This is a genomic window from Frigoribacterium sp. PvP032 (genome assembly GCF_017833035.1).
Lineage (GTDB): Bacteria > Actinomycetota > Actinomycetes > Actinomycetales > Microbacteriaceae > Frigoribacterium.
Genome location: NZ_JAFIBM010000001.1, coordinates 1,512,921 through 1,527,884, shown reverse-complemented (window position 1 = coordinate 1,527,884; position 14,964 = coordinate 1,512,921). Strand labels below are relative to the sequence as shown.

At 74.3% G+C, this 14,964-nt stretch carries 13 protein-coding genes; 2 read left to right on the top strand and 11 right to left on the bottom strand.

The window, feature by feature from the left end:
- Positions 1 to 210: 210 nt before the first annotated feature.
- The 10 genes from JOE35_RS07030 to JOE35_RS06985 form a co-directional block, all read right to left on the bottom strand.
- Positions 211 to 1,233, bottom strand: a complete 1,023-nt coding sequence (locus JOE35_RS07030; RefSeq protein ID WP_209560489.1) for a DNA-formamidopyrimidine glycosylase family protein — start codon at positions 1,231 to 1,233, stop codon at positions 211 to 213.
- Between the two features lie 3 nt (positions 1,234 to 1,236).
- A complete protein-coding gene (gene rnc / locus JOE35_RS07025) occupies positions 1,237 to 1,968 on the bottom strand; it encodes a ribonuclease III (protein WP_374099697.1) in 732 nt (243 codons plus the stop codon).
- An 11-nt stretch (positions 1,969 to 1,979) separates the two neighbouring features.
- Positions 1,980 to 2,183, bottom strand: coding sequence for a 50S ribosomal protein L32 (gene rpmF, locus JOE35_RS07020; protein ID WP_043593937.1), 204 nt, complete (start codon positions 2,181 to 2,183; stop codon positions 1,980 to 1,982).
- A 69-nt stretch (positions 2,184 to 2,252) separates the two neighbouring features.
- Positions 2,253 to 2,759: a DUF177 domain-containing protein gene (locus tag JOE35_RS07015; RefSeq protein WP_209560488.1), complete on the bottom strand. Its 507-nt coding sequence runs from the start codon at positions 2,757 to 2,759 to the stop codon at positions 2,253 to 2,255.
- A 77-nt stretch (positions 2,760 to 2,836) separates the two neighbouring features.
- Entirely contained in the window at positions 2,837 to 5,188 is a 2,352-nt protein-coding gene (locus JOE35_RS07010) for a DUF3488 and transglutaminase-like domain-containing protein (protein ID WP_209560487.1), read from the bottom strand.
- Positions 5,181 to 6,446, bottom strand: coding sequence for a DUF58 domain-containing protein (locus JOE35_RS15580; protein WP_209560486.1), 1,266 nt, complete (start codon positions 6,444 to 6,446; stop codon positions 5,181 to 5,183). The genes JOE35_RS07010 and JOE35_RS15580 overlap by 8 nt, the downstream gene beginning before the upstream one ends.
- Positions 6,447 to 6,448: 2 nt before the next feature.
- The gene (locus JOE35_RS07000; RefSeq protein ID WP_370512318.1) at positions 6,449 to 7,498 is read right to left on the bottom strand and encodes an AAA family ATPase; all 1,050 of its coding nucleotides are present in this window, start codon (positions 7,496 to 7,498) and stop codon (positions 6,449 to 6,451) included.
- Positions 7,499 to 7,655: 157 nt separating this feature from the next.
- Entirely contained in the window at positions 7,656 to 8,138 is a 483-nt protein-coding gene (gene coaD, locus JOE35_RS06995; RefSeq protein WP_209560485.1) for a pantetheine-phosphate adenylyltransferase, read from the bottom strand.
- A gap of 34 nt (positions 8,139 to 8,172) precedes the next feature.
- The gene (locus JOE35_RS06990; protein ID WP_307802977.1) at positions 8,173 to 10,398 is read right to left on the bottom strand and encodes an ATP-dependent DNA helicase RecG; all 2,226 of its coding nucleotides are present in this window, start codon (positions 10,396 to 10,398) and stop codon (positions 8,173 to 8,175) included.
- A 91-nt stretch (positions 10,399 to 10,489) separates the two neighbouring features.
- Positions 10,490 to 12,196 carry an acyl-CoA dehydrogenase family protein gene (locus tag JOE35_RS06985; RefSeq protein WP_209560484.1) on the bottom strand — a complete coding sequence of 569 codons (1,707 nt, stop codon included), beginning with the start codon at positions 12,194 to 12,196 and terminating at the stop codon, positions 10,490 to 10,492.
- Between the two features lie 130 nt (positions 12,197 to 12,326).
- On the opposite strand from JOE35_RS06985, the gene rsmD reads away from it, so the two are divergent.
- Positions 12,327 to 12,896: a 16S rRNA (guanine(966)-N(2))-methyltransferase RsmD gene (gene rsmD, locus JOE35_RS06980; protein ID WP_209560483.1), complete on the top strand. Its 570-nt coding sequence runs from the start codon at positions 12,327 to 12,329 to the stop codon at positions 12,894 to 12,896.
- A gap of 262 nt (positions 12,897 to 13,158) precedes the next feature.
- On the opposite strand, the gene thiL is transcribed toward rsmD, so the two are convergent.
- Positions 13,159 to 14,223: a thiamine-phosphate kinase gene (gene thiL, locus JOE35_RS06975; RefSeq protein WP_209560482.1), complete on the bottom strand. Its 1,065-nt coding sequence runs from the start codon at positions 14,221 to 14,223 to the stop codon at positions 13,159 to 13,161.
- Between the two features lie 24 nt (positions 14,224 to 14,247).
- On the opposite strand from thiL, the gene JOE35_RS06970 reads away from it, so the two are divergent.
- Positions 14,248 to 14,805 (top strand): DUF3515 domain-containing protein, encoded by a 558-nt coding sequence (locus JOE35_RS06970; RefSeq protein WP_209560481.1) that lies wholly within the window; start codon positions 14,248 to 14,250, stop codon positions 14,803 to 14,805.
- Positions 14,806 to 14,964 lie beyond the last annotated feature (159 nt).

Here is a 14,964-nt window from a genome sequence, read left to right as displayed (position 1 = left end):
GGTAGGCGGCGACCCGCCCTCGGTGCCGTTGACCCGCCCTCGACTCACGTGGGGTGCGGGTGCGGGTACGACGGCGCGGGCGCGGCTGCGCGGGTCGGGAGGCGCAGAGGGAGGAGCGGGCGCGGGGCGCGGCGGGACGCGGAGCGGCGGGGCGGGGCGCGGCGGGGCGCGGAGCGGCGGGGCGCGGCGGGACGCTTAGCGGCGGGGGCGTCAGGCGACGCGGACACGCTGGCAGCGCGGACAGAGGTGGCTCGAGCGGTTCATGAACGCCTCGCGGACGATCAGGGTGCCGCAGCGCGGACACGGGCGGCCCTGCTGCCCGTAGGCGGCGAGGCTGTGGCTGAAGTAGCCGGACTGCCCGTTGACGTTGACGTACTGCGCGTCGAAGCTCGTGCCGCCCTCGCCGAGGGCCTTGAGCAGCACGGCCCTGACCTCGGACAGCAGGAGGCGCGCGCGGGTCCGCGAGAGCGCCTCCGTCGGCTGCTCGGGGTGCACGCGCGCCGCCCACAGGCTCTCGTCGGCGTAGATGTTGCCCACGCCGCTGAGCAGGCCCTGGTCGAGCAGGGCGCGCTTGACGCCGGTGCGGCGGGCCAGGAGGCGCGTGATGACGGCTGCCTCGTCGAAGGCGGGGTCGAGCGGGTCGCGGGCGATGTGGGCGACCTGCTGCGGGACGCGGGCGAGCCACTCCCCTGTCGGAGGACCGGGAGCGGCGGCCTGTGCCGCTGCCTCTACCGCTGGCTCTGGCTCTGCAGCAGCGGCAGGCGCCGCCGCTGCCGACCCGAGCAGGTGCGCCCCCGCGTAGCCGGCCGCCCGGCCGTCCGGCGTGGGCACGGTCTCGTCGAGGGCCATCGAGCCGAAGATCCGCTGATCGACGAAGGCCAGCCGGACGGCGCCGAGCTGCGGGCTGTCGACGTCGAGCTTGATCCGCATCAGCCGGTCGGCAGGGTGGTCGGAGCTGCGGAGCAGCACCTGGCCGCTCATGCCGAGGTGCGCCACGAGGGCGAGGGGATGGTCGTGCCGCTCGGCAGGCTCGAACGGGAACCAGAGGAACTTGCCACGGCGCACCGCCGAGTCGAGGGTGCCGCCGACGAGGCGGTCGACGAAGTCGTCGGACGGGCCACGGTGCCGCTTGAGCGACCGGTCGTCGAGCACGGTGACGCCCGTGACGACGGCGCCGGCCACGACGGGCGCGAGGCCCGCGCGGACGACCTCGACCTCGGGGAGCTCGGGCACGGGCTAGCGGTCGGTGCTCGAGAGCCGCGTCCAGGCCTCGAGCGCCGCGGCCATCTCGGCCTGCTTCTTGCTGCTGCCGGTGCCGCGGGCGACGTCGTCCGGCGAGTCGCCGAGGCGCACGGCCGCGTGGAACCGCTTGTCGTGATCGGGCCCGCTGTCGGTCACGTGGTACGACGGCATCCCGCGACCGCGGGCCGCGCTGAGTTCTTGCAGGCTCGTCTTCGGGTCCATCGCCGCGCCGAAGCGCGCGGGGTCGACGAGGAGCGGCGCGACGAGGCGCAGGACGAAGGCGGTGGCGGCCTCGCCCCCGGCGTCGAGGTAGGTAGCGCCGATGATGGCCTCGACGGTGTCGGCGAGGATCGACGGCTTGTCGCGCCCGCCGGTCAGCTCTTCGCCGCGACCGAGGCGGAGGTGTGCGCCGAGCCCGATGTTGCGGGCGACCTCGGCGAGGGCGACCGTGCTGACGAGGCTCGCTCGGCGCTTGGCCAGCTCGCCCTCGTCGAGGTCGGGGTTCTCGGTGAAGAGCATGACCGTGACGGCCTGCCCGAGGATCGAGTCGCCGAGGAACTCGAGGCGCTCGTTGTTGGCGATGCCGCCGTGCTCGTACGCGTACGACCGGTGGGTGAGGGCGAGCTCGATCAGGTCCTCTCGCACCTCGATGCCGAGCTGGGACAACAGATCAGCCCGGTCGGCACGGATGCTCGACGCGGGCTGATCGGAGTGTGACGTGGTCACGGGTGACGGGTTCAGACGTCGGCGACCTTGCGGCCCTTGTACTCCATGTACAGGGCGGTGCCGGCGCTGTCCTCGACGACCTTGGCACGGTGAGGGAGGCTGTAGGTGACCTTGCCGTTCTCGATGGTCTTCACCAGCTGGACGGGAGTGGCCTTCCACTGCGACCGACGTGCGTGGGTGTTCGAGCGTGACTGCTTCCTCTTGGGAACGGCCATGAGGTTCTCTTCTCTGTTGCGGCCCCCGCGGGGGCCTGGGTCTGACGTGGGTAGGTGACGCGGGTGGTCTCAGGCCGACGTGTCGGGCCGCGACGTGGTGTCGCCCGGTTCGGTGTCGGCAGGTGCCTCAGCCTGGAACCCTGCGAGGGCCGACCACCGGGGATCGACGCCTTCACGGGGCTGGTAGTCGGGGATGTCCTCTACTCGTTCGCCCGTCACCGGGTCGAGTCCAGGGCAGTCCGGACGACAGACCGGCTGGAAGGGCAGTGACAGGACCACTGCGTCTCTGACGACAGGTTCGAGGTCGACATGGTCTTCATGAACCTGGTAGTCAAAAGCTTCGTCGACATCGTACGCGAAAAGCTCGGCGATATCGACTTCGACAGGCTCGGCGATCGGCTTCAGGCACCGGCTGCACTCGCCGGTCGCGGTGCCGGTGACGGTCGCGGACACGAGGATGCCGTCGTGCAGGCCCTCGAGCCGCACGTCGAGGTCGAGCACGGCGCCCGCCTGCACGGCGACCTGGCCCTCGCCGAGCCGCTCGGGCACCACGACCTCGACCGAGTGCTCGCGCATCTCGCCCGCTCGGTGCAGGAGGTCGTAGACCGACAGCGTCCAGGGGGTCTTGGTGTAGTGAGGCACGAGGGGAGAGTCTACGCACCCGCGCCGGATCTCGCCTCCGAGGACTTCACGAGCGAGCGCGGCGCCAGGGTGGCCGCCACGCGGCGACCCGGGGGCGAGGAGGCGCGGAGGGCACCGAGCACCCGGAGCGCGTCGTCGGCCACCCGGCTGTCGGCAGGGTCGGCGCCGAACCGCTCCGCCTCGAGCGCCGCCGCCAGCGAGGCCAGGGCGCGTCGCGCCTCCTCGTCGGGACGGGCCGCCCCGCGGAGGACGCCGTCGAGCGCGGCCGCGGCGACCGCGGGAGTGGCGCCGGCCGGCGGCGCGACGCCGAGGTCGAGGGCGGTGTCGAGCACCTCGCGCCAGGCGCCGAGGGCCCGGTCGGGCGGGCTGGCCGTGAGGCGACGCCGGCGACGCGCGAGACGCATGCCGGACGGGACGACGAGCAGGGCGGCGAGGACCGCGAGGCCGAGGGCCCCGCCGACCACGGGCACGGGCCCCGGGGCGCCCGACTGCGCGGACGCGCCCTGCGTCTCGTCGGCGCCGGCAGTCGGGCCTGCCGCGCTCGGCGCGGCGGAGGGCTCGTCGGCCGAGGGCTGCGGGGTCGCCTCGTCGGGTGCGCTGGGCGCGGCCGTCGGCTCGACGCCGGTCTCCTGCAGGTACGACTGCGGCGTGCCGAGCCCGACCGTCGGCTCGAAGGGCACCCAGCCGAGGCCCTCGAAGTACAGCTCCGGCCAGGTGTGCAGGTCGTCGCTGCTGACGGCCCTGGCGGTGTCGTCCCCGAAGCCCGTGGGCGTGCCGGGCAGGAACCCGACGGCCATCCGTGACGGGATGCCGAGGGTGCGCGCCATGACTGCCATCGCGGAGGCGAAGTGCACGCAGTAGCCGCTCTTGACCTCGAGGAACCGCTCGACGGCGTCGAGCCCGTTGCCGTCGTAGCCCTCGTCGACCGGGGTGTCCTCCGAGTAGGTGAAGTCGCCGTCCCGGAACCAGTCCTGCAGGGCGACCGCGGCGTCGAAGGGGTTCGCCGCGTCGGCCGTGACCTGGGCCGCGAGGTCGGCGACGGTCTGGGGCACGCCGTCGACCGAGAGGTACGTCGACATGTCGGTGCCCTGGTCGCTCAGCGCGGCGACGACCTGCTCAGGGCTCGGGTCGACGGGACGGCTCTCGACCGTGTACTCGAGGCCCTGGGTGCTCTCGCTCGTGCTGCGCACCGTCACGCCCGACTGGTCGACGAACGACCAGCCGTCGTCGAGGCCCGTGATGGTCTGCGGGGGCACGGGCACCGGCAGGTACGGGCTGCGGAGCGCGCCGATCTGCACCTCGGTGCTGACCACGCGGCGCGAGGTGCCCTCGGCGATGCCCGGCGCGTCGGGGATCGCGTCGAGGCCGTCGTCCGGGTCGACGTCGGCGTCGGCGGGGCTCCAGGTGCGGCCGCTGAAGTCGACCAGGTCGACCAGCTTGAGGTAGGTGCCGTCGGTGTCGGACGACCGGTAGGTGAGCACCGTCAGCGGTGCCCCTCGCCGGAGGTCGTCGCCGAGGTCGACCACGGGGTTGACCCCCGTCGCCAGCCCGGTGCCGGTGCCGACGCCGGTCAGCGGCGCGACGCCGCCGAAGGGCACCACGGCGGTGAGCAGGGCGGCGACGCCGACCGCGGCCACTCCCCCGACGGCCGTCGCCCTGGTGGGACGCCGTCCCGTCGAGACGGCCAGGAGCGCGATCCAGCAGAGCACGGCGAGGACCACCCACGGCCAGCGGACGGAGGTGCCGGGCACGAACGAGGGCACGGCCAGCACGACGGCGGGGAACGCCCCCGTGAGCCCCGGCATCCGGCCGACGGTCGACACGAGGTCGCTGATCACGGCCACGCCGAGCACCGCGGCGACCACGACGGCGAGCAGGCCGTCCTGCACCTCGACGGGCGCTGTGCCCTCGACGATCGTCGTCGTCGCCTGGTCGCCGAGGTCGCGGAGGCGCTGCAGCGTCGCGGCCGTGGGCACGACGCCGAGCACGGCGGTGCCGCCCGAGACGAGCGCCGACGTGACGAGCAGCCCCGAGACGAGGCCCGCGACCCAGCCGAGCACCGGGCCGGCGCCCAGCGCCCTGGCTCCGAGGGAGGCGCCCAGCACGACGGCCGCGACGCCGGCTCCCGCGAACCACCAGCCGGCTCCCTGGAACAGGGAGGAGAGGCTCGCAAGAGACGCCGCGAGGGTGAGCCAGACGAGCAGGCTCGTCGCCCAGCCCGTCGGAGGGGAGGTCGGGCGCCGGCGGGCGGACGACACACGGTCCGGCGGACGCGGACTCGACTGGCGCGGCGCCGAGGAGCCGGCGGCACGGTCGGTCGTGGTGCGGTCGGCGGCACGGTCGGTCGCGGTGCGGTCAGCCATCGAGCAGCCCTGCCCCTCTGACGACGTCGGCGACGCTGTCGTGCGCCCCCGCCTCGACGACCCGCCACCGGGAGCTCCGCAGCTCGGCCGCGACCTGGTCGGGACCGAGCGGCGCGTCACGCCCGTCGCCCGTGGTCGAACGACCCGTGTGGGTGAAGCCCAGGGTCGGGGACACGACGACGGCCACGGCGGAGGCGCCGACCGCGCGTGACCGCAGCAGGACGTCGAGGTCGCGGCGCCGGAGGCTGGACACGACGGCGACGACCGGCTCACGAGCGGCGGCGGGCGGTGCGGGCGGCCCTGCCGGGTCGTCGAGGACGACGTCGGCGAGCGAGTCGAGGAACGCGGTCGTGGTCTCGGGGTCGTGGCGGGCGACGAGGTCGCCGGCGGGAGTCGTGAGGAGCGCGACCGAGCCGGCGTGGCCCCACTCGACCGCGAGGGTGGCGACGACCGACAGCGCCCACTCGAACGCGTCGCTGTGCCGGCCCGCGCCTCCCGGGCCGGTCGTGGCGTCGTCCCAGGACTCGAGTGACGTCGGCAGGACGAGCCGGACGTGCGGCAGGCCGTGCTGCTCCTCCTGACGCACCATCAGGTCGTCGTGCCGGGCGGAGGCCTTCCAGTGCACGCGGCGCATGGGGTCGCCCCGGCGGTACTCGCGGGTGACGGGGTCGTCCTCCGCGCCGGTGAGGCTCTGCCCGCGTTGGCGGCGGGCCCCGTCGCCGAGGGCCCGCGACTCGCGGGCGAGACCGAGGTCGAGCACCTCGGGCACGACGACGAGCTCGTGCGTGCCCTGCACCGACGTCCGGCGACGGCCGACGCCGAACGACTCGACGAGGTCGACGGTCAGCGGTCCGACGCGGTGACGGCCGCGGATCAGGTCGACGTGGCGGAACACCGCGGTGGAGGCGCGACCCGGCTCGAGCGACACGGTCGCGGACTCGGCGGACGGACCGCCCCTCCAGGGCAGCCCCTCGCGGAGCACGACGACCTGGCTCCGCCCCCTCGGCGTGAGGGAGAGGGTCTCGACGACCGACCAGCCCGCGACGCCACGGCCGGGGCTGAAGCGCCGGGCGACGTCGAGGTCGGGCCGACGCAGGAGGAGCGAGACGAGCACCGCGACGACGAGCAGCACCAGCACGAACCCGGCGAAGACGAGCGGCGTCGAGTCGAGGAGCACGCCGGCCACCACGACGACGACTCCCGCGACGACGACGCCGACTCCCCGCGCCGTGGGGCGCGGCGCCTGCCCGAGCGCCACGGTCAGCGCGCGTCGGCGGGGTCGCCGAGCGGCACGTCGGTCGCCTCGACCACGTCGGCGACGAGGTCGTACGCCGCGGTGACGGCCCCCGCCCCGGCACGGCCGGCGAGGATGATCCGGTGGCCGAGGACGGGGCCGCTGAGGGCGTCGACGTCGTCCGGCACGACGAACGAGCGGCCGTTGAGCGCGGCCCACGACTTCGCGGCGCGCATCAGCTGGAGCGTCGCGCGCGGGCTCGCGCCGAGCCGGACGTCGGGGTGCACCCTGGTCGCCTGCACGATGCGGACCGCGTACCGCTCGACGGCCTCGGCGGCGTAGACGCCGCGCACCGCGGCGATCATGCGGGTGAGGTCGTCGAGCGAGACCAGCGGCTGCAGCACGTCGAGCGGGCTGGTGCGCTCTCGCTGCCGCAGCATCCGCAGCTCGCTCTCGGCGTCGGGGTAGCCGAGCGAGATGCGGGCCATGAACCGGTCGCGCTGCGCCTCGGGCAGCGCGTAGGTGCCCTCCATCTCGACGGGGTTCTGCGTCGCGACGACGAGGAACGGCTGCGGCAGCGGGTGCGTGATGCCGTCGACCGTGACCTGCCGCTCCTCGAGGCTCTCGAGCAGGGCCGACTGGGTCTTGGGCGACGCACGGTTGATCTCGTCGCCGATGACGACGTTCGCGAACACGGGCCCGGGGACGAACTGGAAGCCGCCCCGCTCCCGGTCGTAGACCGAGACGCCGGTGATGTCGCTCGGCAGCAGGTCGGGCGTGAACTGGATGCGGGTGACGGTCGCGTCGACCGCCTTGGCGAGCGCCCGGGCGAGCTGGGTCTTGCCGACGCCGGGGACGTCCTCGATCAGGAGGTGCCCCTCCGCCAGCAGGACGGTCAGGGCCGTGCTGATGGCGCCGTCCTTGCCGTCGATGACAGTCGCGACGGCCTCGAGGATGCCGCGTGCCTTCTGCTGCACCTCGTCGAGCGACATCGGCGGCCCCGCGACGGCGGCCTCCGGCCTGCGGCGCTCGCGCCGGGCGTCGCTGCCGGGGGTGCTGGTCGTGGTCGTCGTCATCGTCGTCGTCTCTCGGGTGCCGGGCGTGATCTGGATCGGTCCGTGGTGCGTCGTGATCTGGTGCGTCGTGTGTTCGGAGTGCGGTGCGGCTGAGGTGGGTCGGGTGGGCCAGGTGGGTCGGGCGGTGGGTCGGGTGGGCCAGTGAGTCGGTGGTGGGTCAGCCCGTCGCGAGGTAGTCGGCCACGGCGGTCGGGACGTAGGGCCGCACGTCGCCGCCGAGCGACGCCACCTGGCGGACGAGCGAGCTCGACACGTGGGCGTGGGCCGGGTCGGGCAGCAGGAAGACCGTCTCGACCCCGGCCAGGCTGCGGTTCATGATCGCCATGGGAGTTTCATACGCCACGTCGACCTGGGAGCGGATGCCCTTGACGAGCACGGACGCGCCGACCTCGGTGCAGTAGTCGACCAGCAGGCCGACGCTCCAGCTGTGCACGGTCACGGTGCTCGGCAGCCCCGCGTCGCGGAGCGAGCGCTCGAGCAGCGAGACCCGCTGCGGCAGCGGCAGGAGCGCGGTCTTGTCGGGGTTGTGCACGACCAGCACGTGGACCTCGTCGAAGATGCCCGCAGCCCTCGCGATGACGTCGACGTGGCCGAGGGTGACGGGGTCGAACGACCCCGGGACGACGGCGATCCTGCTCATCCCGTCACCCTAGCCGGTGGCCCGGGAGACACCCTCAGCCCGCCGCCATGAAGTCGCGGCTCGAGTCGTCGAGTCGGCGCGCGATGGCCGCTGCGAGCGCGGGGTGCTCGGTCAGCGTCGGGTCGGCCTCGAGCAGCTCGGCCGCGTGCTCGCGCGCGATGCCGATCAGGTCGCCGTCGGTCGTCACCCGCAGCAGTCGCAGCGACGACCGGCCGCCCGACTGCAGGCTGCTGAGGACGTCGCCCTCGCGCCGCAGCTCGAGGTCGACCTGGGCGAGCTCGAAGCCGTCGAGGGTGGCGGCGACGGCGTCGACCCGCTCGCGCGCCGTCGAGTCGACGGGGGCGTGCGTCACGAGGAGGCAGAGGCCGGGGTGACCGCCGCGACCGACGCGGCCGCGGAGCTGGTGCAGCTGGGAGATGCCGAACCGGTCGGCGTCGAGCACCACCATCGTCGAGGCGTTGGGCACGTCGACGCCGACCTCGATCACCGTCGTGGCCACGAGCAGATCGATCTCGCCGCGCGCGAAGCGCTGCATGACGTCGTCCTTCTCGTCGGCCGACATGCGGCCGTGCAGCGGTTCGACCCTGGCGCCCGCGAGCACGGGCAGCGAGCGGGCGAGGGCCGTGACGGCCTCGACGCTGGCGCGTTCCGGGGCAGGAGGCGCGCCTCCCCCGGGCCCCTCGGCCGCGGCAGGCCCCGCACCGGCCTCGGCGGCCGGCTCGCCCTGCTCGACGGTCGCCGCGTCGATGGCCGGGCAGACCACGAAGACCTGGCGTCCCTTCGCGATCTCTTCTGCGGAGCGCTGCCAGATGCGGTCGGCCCAGCCGGGCCGGTCGGCGAGCGGCACGACGAACGACTCGATCGGCTGGCGACCGGCCGGCAGCTCGGTGATGGTCGACACGTCGAGGTCGCCGAAGACGGTCATCGCGACGGTGCGCGGGATGGGCGTCGCAGTGAGCACGAGCACGTGCGGCGGGGCGGCCCCCTTGCGGCGGAGCGCCTCGCGCTGCTCGACGCCGAAGCGGTGCTGCTCGTCGACGACGACGAGGCCGAGGTCCCAGAACTCGACGGCGTCGCTGATCAGGGCGTGCGTGCCCACGACGATCCTGGCCTGCCCGCTGACCACGGCGAGGGTGGCCTTGCGGCGCTCGGCGGTGCTCATCTGCCCGGTCAGCAGCACGGGGCGCAGCTCGGCCGCGAGGTCCGGGCCGAGGGACCGCACGATCGAGCGCAGGTGCTGCCCGGCGAGCACCTCGGTCGGGGCGAGCAGCGCCGACTGGCCGCCGCTCTCGGCGACGGCGAGCATCGCCCTGAGCGCCACGAGGGTCTTGCCCGAGCCGACCTCGCCCTGCACCAGGCGGTTCATCGGGACGTCGGCCGCGAGGTCGCGGTCGATCTCGGAGCCGACCAGCACCTGGTCGGCGGTGCGCTCGAACGGCAGCGCCGCGTCGAGGCGCTCGAGCAGGCCGCCCGGCCGTGCCGAGCGCGCGGTCGCCTTCGTCCTGCGGAGCAGGGCCCGCTGCTGCAGCAGCGCGCTCTGCAGCACGAACGCCTCCTGGAAGCGGAGGGCGTCTCGACCCCTCAGGTGGTCCCTGTCCTTGTCGGGCCGGTGCACCAGCTCGAGCGCCTCACGCAGCGGGACGAGCTCGAGCTCGGCACGGACCGACGCCGGCACGGGGTCGTCGAGGGGCGGCAGCGTGTCGAGCACCACCTCGACCGACTTCTGCACCTGCCACGACGCCACGGAGGCGCTGGCCGGGTAGATCGGGATCGGCTGGCGGGCGAAGGCCTGCGCCTCGGCGTCGCCGACCCCGGCCACGGCCTCGTGCGACGCGTCGAACAGCTCGTAGTCGGGGTGCGCCAGCTGCCGCAGGCCGCGGTAGTCGCCCACCTTGCCGGCGAAGATGCCGCGAGCGCCGGGCACGAGGTCGCGCGAGCGCCAGGCCTGGTTGAAGAAGGTGAGCGTGAGGATGCCCTCGCCGTCGCCGATGCGCACCTCGAGGATCGACCCGCGGCGGGCACGCATCGTGCGCTCGCGCACGTCGAGCACCTCGGCGACGATCGTCACGGACTCGCCGAGCGGCAGGGAGTCGAGCGCCGTCAGCTCGCCCCGACGGGCGTACCGCCGCGGGTAGTGCGACAGCAGGTCGCCGACCGTCCGCAGGCCGAACGCCTTCTGCATCGCCTGCGCCGTGCGGCCGCCGAGCGCGCTCGAGAGCGCGGCGTCGAGCGGCGACGGGTCGGGCAGGGGCGCAGGCACGCCTCCACGCTACTGCGCGCCCCCGACAGGGACCGGCCCGCAGCCGGCCAGGGAGCTGACCTCAGAGCCGGAACGCGGCTCGGCCCGTTCCTCAGAGCCGGAACGCGTAGCCGCCGGAGGCGCGGGTCGACGCCGCGAGCGCGGTCACGTGCCGGTCGTCGTTCACCTCGAGCGCCCGTAGCTGCCGTGCGACCTGGCGGGCAGACTGCTTGCAGAACCCGATCGCCAGGTGACGCTCGGCGTCGGAGTCGGCCCGCGCCTCCTCGAGGGCGACCGACGCCCGCGAGAGCACGGCCGTCTGCGCGTAGATGCCTGACGCCGCGTCGGCGAGGCGCTTCTGCACCAGCTGGGCCTCCTGGACGCGCTTGCCGTGCTTGCGGAGGGCGCCCTCGGCCCGCTCGCGCAGCTGGGAGACCTGCTCGCCCACCTGCGCCGCGGCACGCGCGAGCTGCGGGTGAACGCCCACCGGCCGCTCCGGCTTGATGCGCCGCTGGACGCGGCCGGTCACGTAGGGGGCAAGCACGCCGATCGCTCGACCGGGATCGCCGATGCTCAGGGACGCGACGTCGGGCAGCTCCTCGCTGAGCGCCTTGAGGCCGTTGAGCGCGACGAAGGCACGGAGGACGTCGTTCGCGCCCTCGAAGATCGGGAAGATGCGGAAGTCGCGCAGGGCCTTCGACAGCGGGTGCCCCTCCATGTAGGCCTCGCCGCCGTGCAGCTGGACGGCGCGGTTGAGCGCGTACCAGCCGGTGTCGCTGGCCGTGACCTTCGTCATGGCCGACTCGAGGGCGAAGTCGGTGTCGCCGCGGTCGACGAGGCCGGTGGTCAGGTACGACATCGACTCGACGCCGTAGATCTGCTGCGTCATCCACGCGAGCTTGTCGCCGACCATCTCGAAGTCGGCGAGGGGGCGGCCGAACTGGTGCCGCGCCTCCGTGTGCGTGAGGCTCAGCTCGAGGAACCGCTTCATGCCGCCCGCGATGGCCGTCCCCATCGACATCCGGCCGTTGTTCAGCGTGTTCACCGCGATGCGGAAGCCGTCGCCCGGCTCGCCGAGCAGGTTCTCGGCGGGCACCCTCACATCTTTGAAGTGCACGCGCTGGAGGTGGTTGGCCTTCAGGCCGTGCGTCTCGAAGCGCGGGCCGGTGCTCAGCCCGTCCATGCCCTTCTCGACGATGAGGGCGACGTGCCCGAGGTCGCTCTGGGCGAAGACCGTCAGGACGTCCTTGTCGCCGTTGCCGATCCAGCGCTTCTCGCCGTTCAACAGCCAGCTGCCGTCGCTCTGCCGCTCGGCCCTCGTCTCGAGCGCGTAGGCGTCGCTGCCCACGTTCGGCTCGGTGAGGACGAACGCGGCCAGCTTGCGGCCGCTCGCCAGGTCGGGCAGCCAGCGGGCCTTCTGGTCGTCCGTGCCGAACAGGTGCAGCGGCTTCGTGCCGATCGACTGGTGCACGCCCATCACGGTGGCGAGGGTGCCGTCGACCCGGCCGAACTCCTCGTAGACGCGGCAGTAGGCGCTCTGGCTGAGGCCGAGCCCGCCGTACTCCTCGGAGACGAACAGGCCCATCAGCCCTCGCTCGCCGAGGGCCCGCACCGTGTCGTCGCCGATCCAGCCCTCGCGCTCGGCGCGCAGCGGGTCGTAGTCGGCCAGCACCTCGCGCGCCGACGCGGAGACCGTCTCGACCCTCGCTGCCTCAGCCGCCGACATGTGCGGGTACGGGAAGACGAGCTCGGACGCGATCCGCCCCGCGAAGAGCGACTTGGTGAAGGAGGGGCGGACGATTCGATCGACGCTGGTCATGGGGCGATCGTGCCTGCCGTCGAGACGGCCGACAACTCGCTTGTGCGGGTCCCACGACCGGTCGCGCGCCTCCTCGGGGCCGCGTTGTCGACTTGCTCGAACGGCTGCGGCGATGCACCAGGATGGGGGCGTGTCCCGCATCATCTCCGGCTTCGCCGACAACCTGACCCTGGCCGTGCCGAAGACGGGCACGCGACCGACGAGCGACCGGGTGCGCGAGGCGCTGTTCTCGTCGCTCGACGCCCGCGACGAGATCGCCGGACGCCGCGTGCTCGACCTCTACGCCGGCACGGGCGGGCTCGGGCTCGAGGCGGCGTCGCGCGGTGCTGCCTCGGTCGTGCTCGTCGAGAAGGCGCCCGCTGCCGCGAAGGCGCTGCGGAAGAACGTCGACGCGGTCGTGCGGCGGGCCCCCGCCGGGCGGGCGCCACGGGTCGACGTCGTCGCCCAGCCGGTCAGGTCGTACCTCGCGGGCGGCGCCTCGGTCGTCGACCTGGTGTTCTTCGACCCGCCCTACGAGCTGTCGGCGGCCGAGCTCGCCGCCGACCTCGCCGCCCTGCTGCCGTCGCTGGCCGAGGAGGCGCTGGTCGTCGTCGAGCGCGCCTCCCGAGACGGGGAGCCCGGCTGGCCCGCCGGGCTCACGCTCGACGCCCGCAAGTCGTACGGCGACACGACGGTCTGGTTCGCGACGCGCGACGCCTGAGGGGCGGTTGCGGCTGCTGTGGGTGCGGCTGCGGCTGCGGATGCCGGTGCCGGTGCCGGTGCGGCTGCCGCCGTGGGTGCGGCTGCAGCTGCCGCTGAGGGACCCGCAGGATCTCAATGCGAGACAGATCCGCCTCGGCAGGGCCGCCGCAGGCAGGCCCCGGGCACCCCTCGGGGCGGATGACTCTCAAATTACGGGGCAGCGAGATCGTCGGGGCCGAGGGGGGACGCGGCGGGGCACGAGGAGGCGCGGCGGGGGCTGGTCAGCCCTGCTGGCCGGTCCAGAGGCGGTAGGGGTCCCAGCCGCCGGGCTCGCCGAGGTCGCGGCCGTCGACGGCGACGCGGGGGGCGCCTCCTGCGAGGTCGCGGACCGTGCCGACAGGCCGGAAGCCTCCCGGCAGGTCGGTCCCCGCCGGGAACGTCGCGAGCAGGGAGTGGTCCTCTCCTCCGGCGAGGGCGGCGTGCGGATCGGCTCCGAGCGCGGAGGACTCGAGGTCGAGCACGACGCCGGAGGCGCGGGCCAGCCGGGACGCGTCGAGCGCGAGGCCGTCGGAGAGGTCGAGCATCGCCGTCGCGCCGGCCAGGGCGGCGGCAGGCCCGTCGGCGATCGGGGGCGTCGGCGCGAGCTGCCAGCCGACGTCGGCGTCGCGGTCGCGCACCTCACGGGCGAGGCCAGCGTCGGGGACGCCCTCGTGGTCGACGCCGAGACGGAAGAGCAGGTCGAGGCCCCGCGCCGCCCGGCCGAGCGGCCCGGACACGGCGACCACGTCGCCGACGCCGGCTCCGTCGCGCCGGACCGGGTGATGCCCGTCGAGGTCGCCGAACGCCGTGACCGCGACGGTGAAGACCGCCGAGACGGAGAGGTCGCCGCCGACGACGCCACACCCCGGCGCCATGGCCGCGCAGGCGTCGCGGAGCCCGTCGGCGAGCCCCTCCAGGTCGGCCACGGGCGTGTCGCCCGGCACGGCCAGGGCGACGACGAGAGCCGTGGGCCGGGCCCCCATCGCCGCCACGTCCGAGAGGTTCGAGGCGGCGGCCTTCCAGCCGAGGTCGTGCGGCGTCGACCACGCACGCCGGAAGTCCGGCCCGTGCACCATCAGGTCGGTCGTCACGACGAAGCGGCCGTCGGGCGCGGCGACGACGGCCGCGTCGTCGCCCGGGCCGAGCTGCGTGTCGAGACCCCGCGGCAGGCGGGGCAGGATGCGCGCGAGGGTCGCCAGCTCGCCGACGGACTGGACGGTGTCGGCAGCAGCGGCGTCGGCAGAATCGACGGTGTCGGCAGCGTCGGCGGTGTCGGCAGCGTCGAGAGACCTGGAGGATCGTTCCATGGGGTCGACGGTAGCCTGGCCGGGATGTCCGCACCGTACCGCCGCCTCCTGCGCCCTTCTGTCGTCGCCGCCCTCGGCGTGGTCGCCGTGTCGATCCTCTCGGGCTGCACGGCCGCCGTGCCGATGCAGTCGGCCGACGGTGCGAACGACCCCGACTGCGCCCAGGTCGTCGTGCACCTGCCCGACACGGTCGGGCCCGACTCCGACCCGCAGCAGCGGCGCGAGACCGACGCGCAGGGCACCGGGGCCTGGGGCACGCCCTCGACTGTGCTGTTGCGCTGCGGCGTCGAGTCGCCCGCGATCTCCGACCTGCCGTGCAACGACGTGCAGGGCGTCGACTGGCTGTCCGACGACGGCCCTGAGGACGGCGACACCTTCACCTTCACGACCTACGGCCGGACGCCCGCCGTGCAGGTCGTCGTCAGCGCCGAGGTCGGCAGCACCGCGCTCTTCGACCTCGCGGACGCCGTCGGCTACCTGCCGGAGGACGGCCGCGGCTGCGTCGGCGTCGACGACCTGCCGAGCGTCGGAGACCCGGCCGACACGTCGACCGACGTGCCCTCGGAGTCGCCCGCCCCCTGAGCTGGCTTCGGCCTCAGCCGCCTGCGGCAGTCGCTGCCGCACCGGGTTTCGTACACTGCACCGGGTCTGGACGCGGTGCGATGTACGAAACCCGGTGCCGTGTCCGAGACCCGCTGCGGTGCGCGCCAGCGCGGTGCTCGCCTGGGGGCGCGGCGGCCG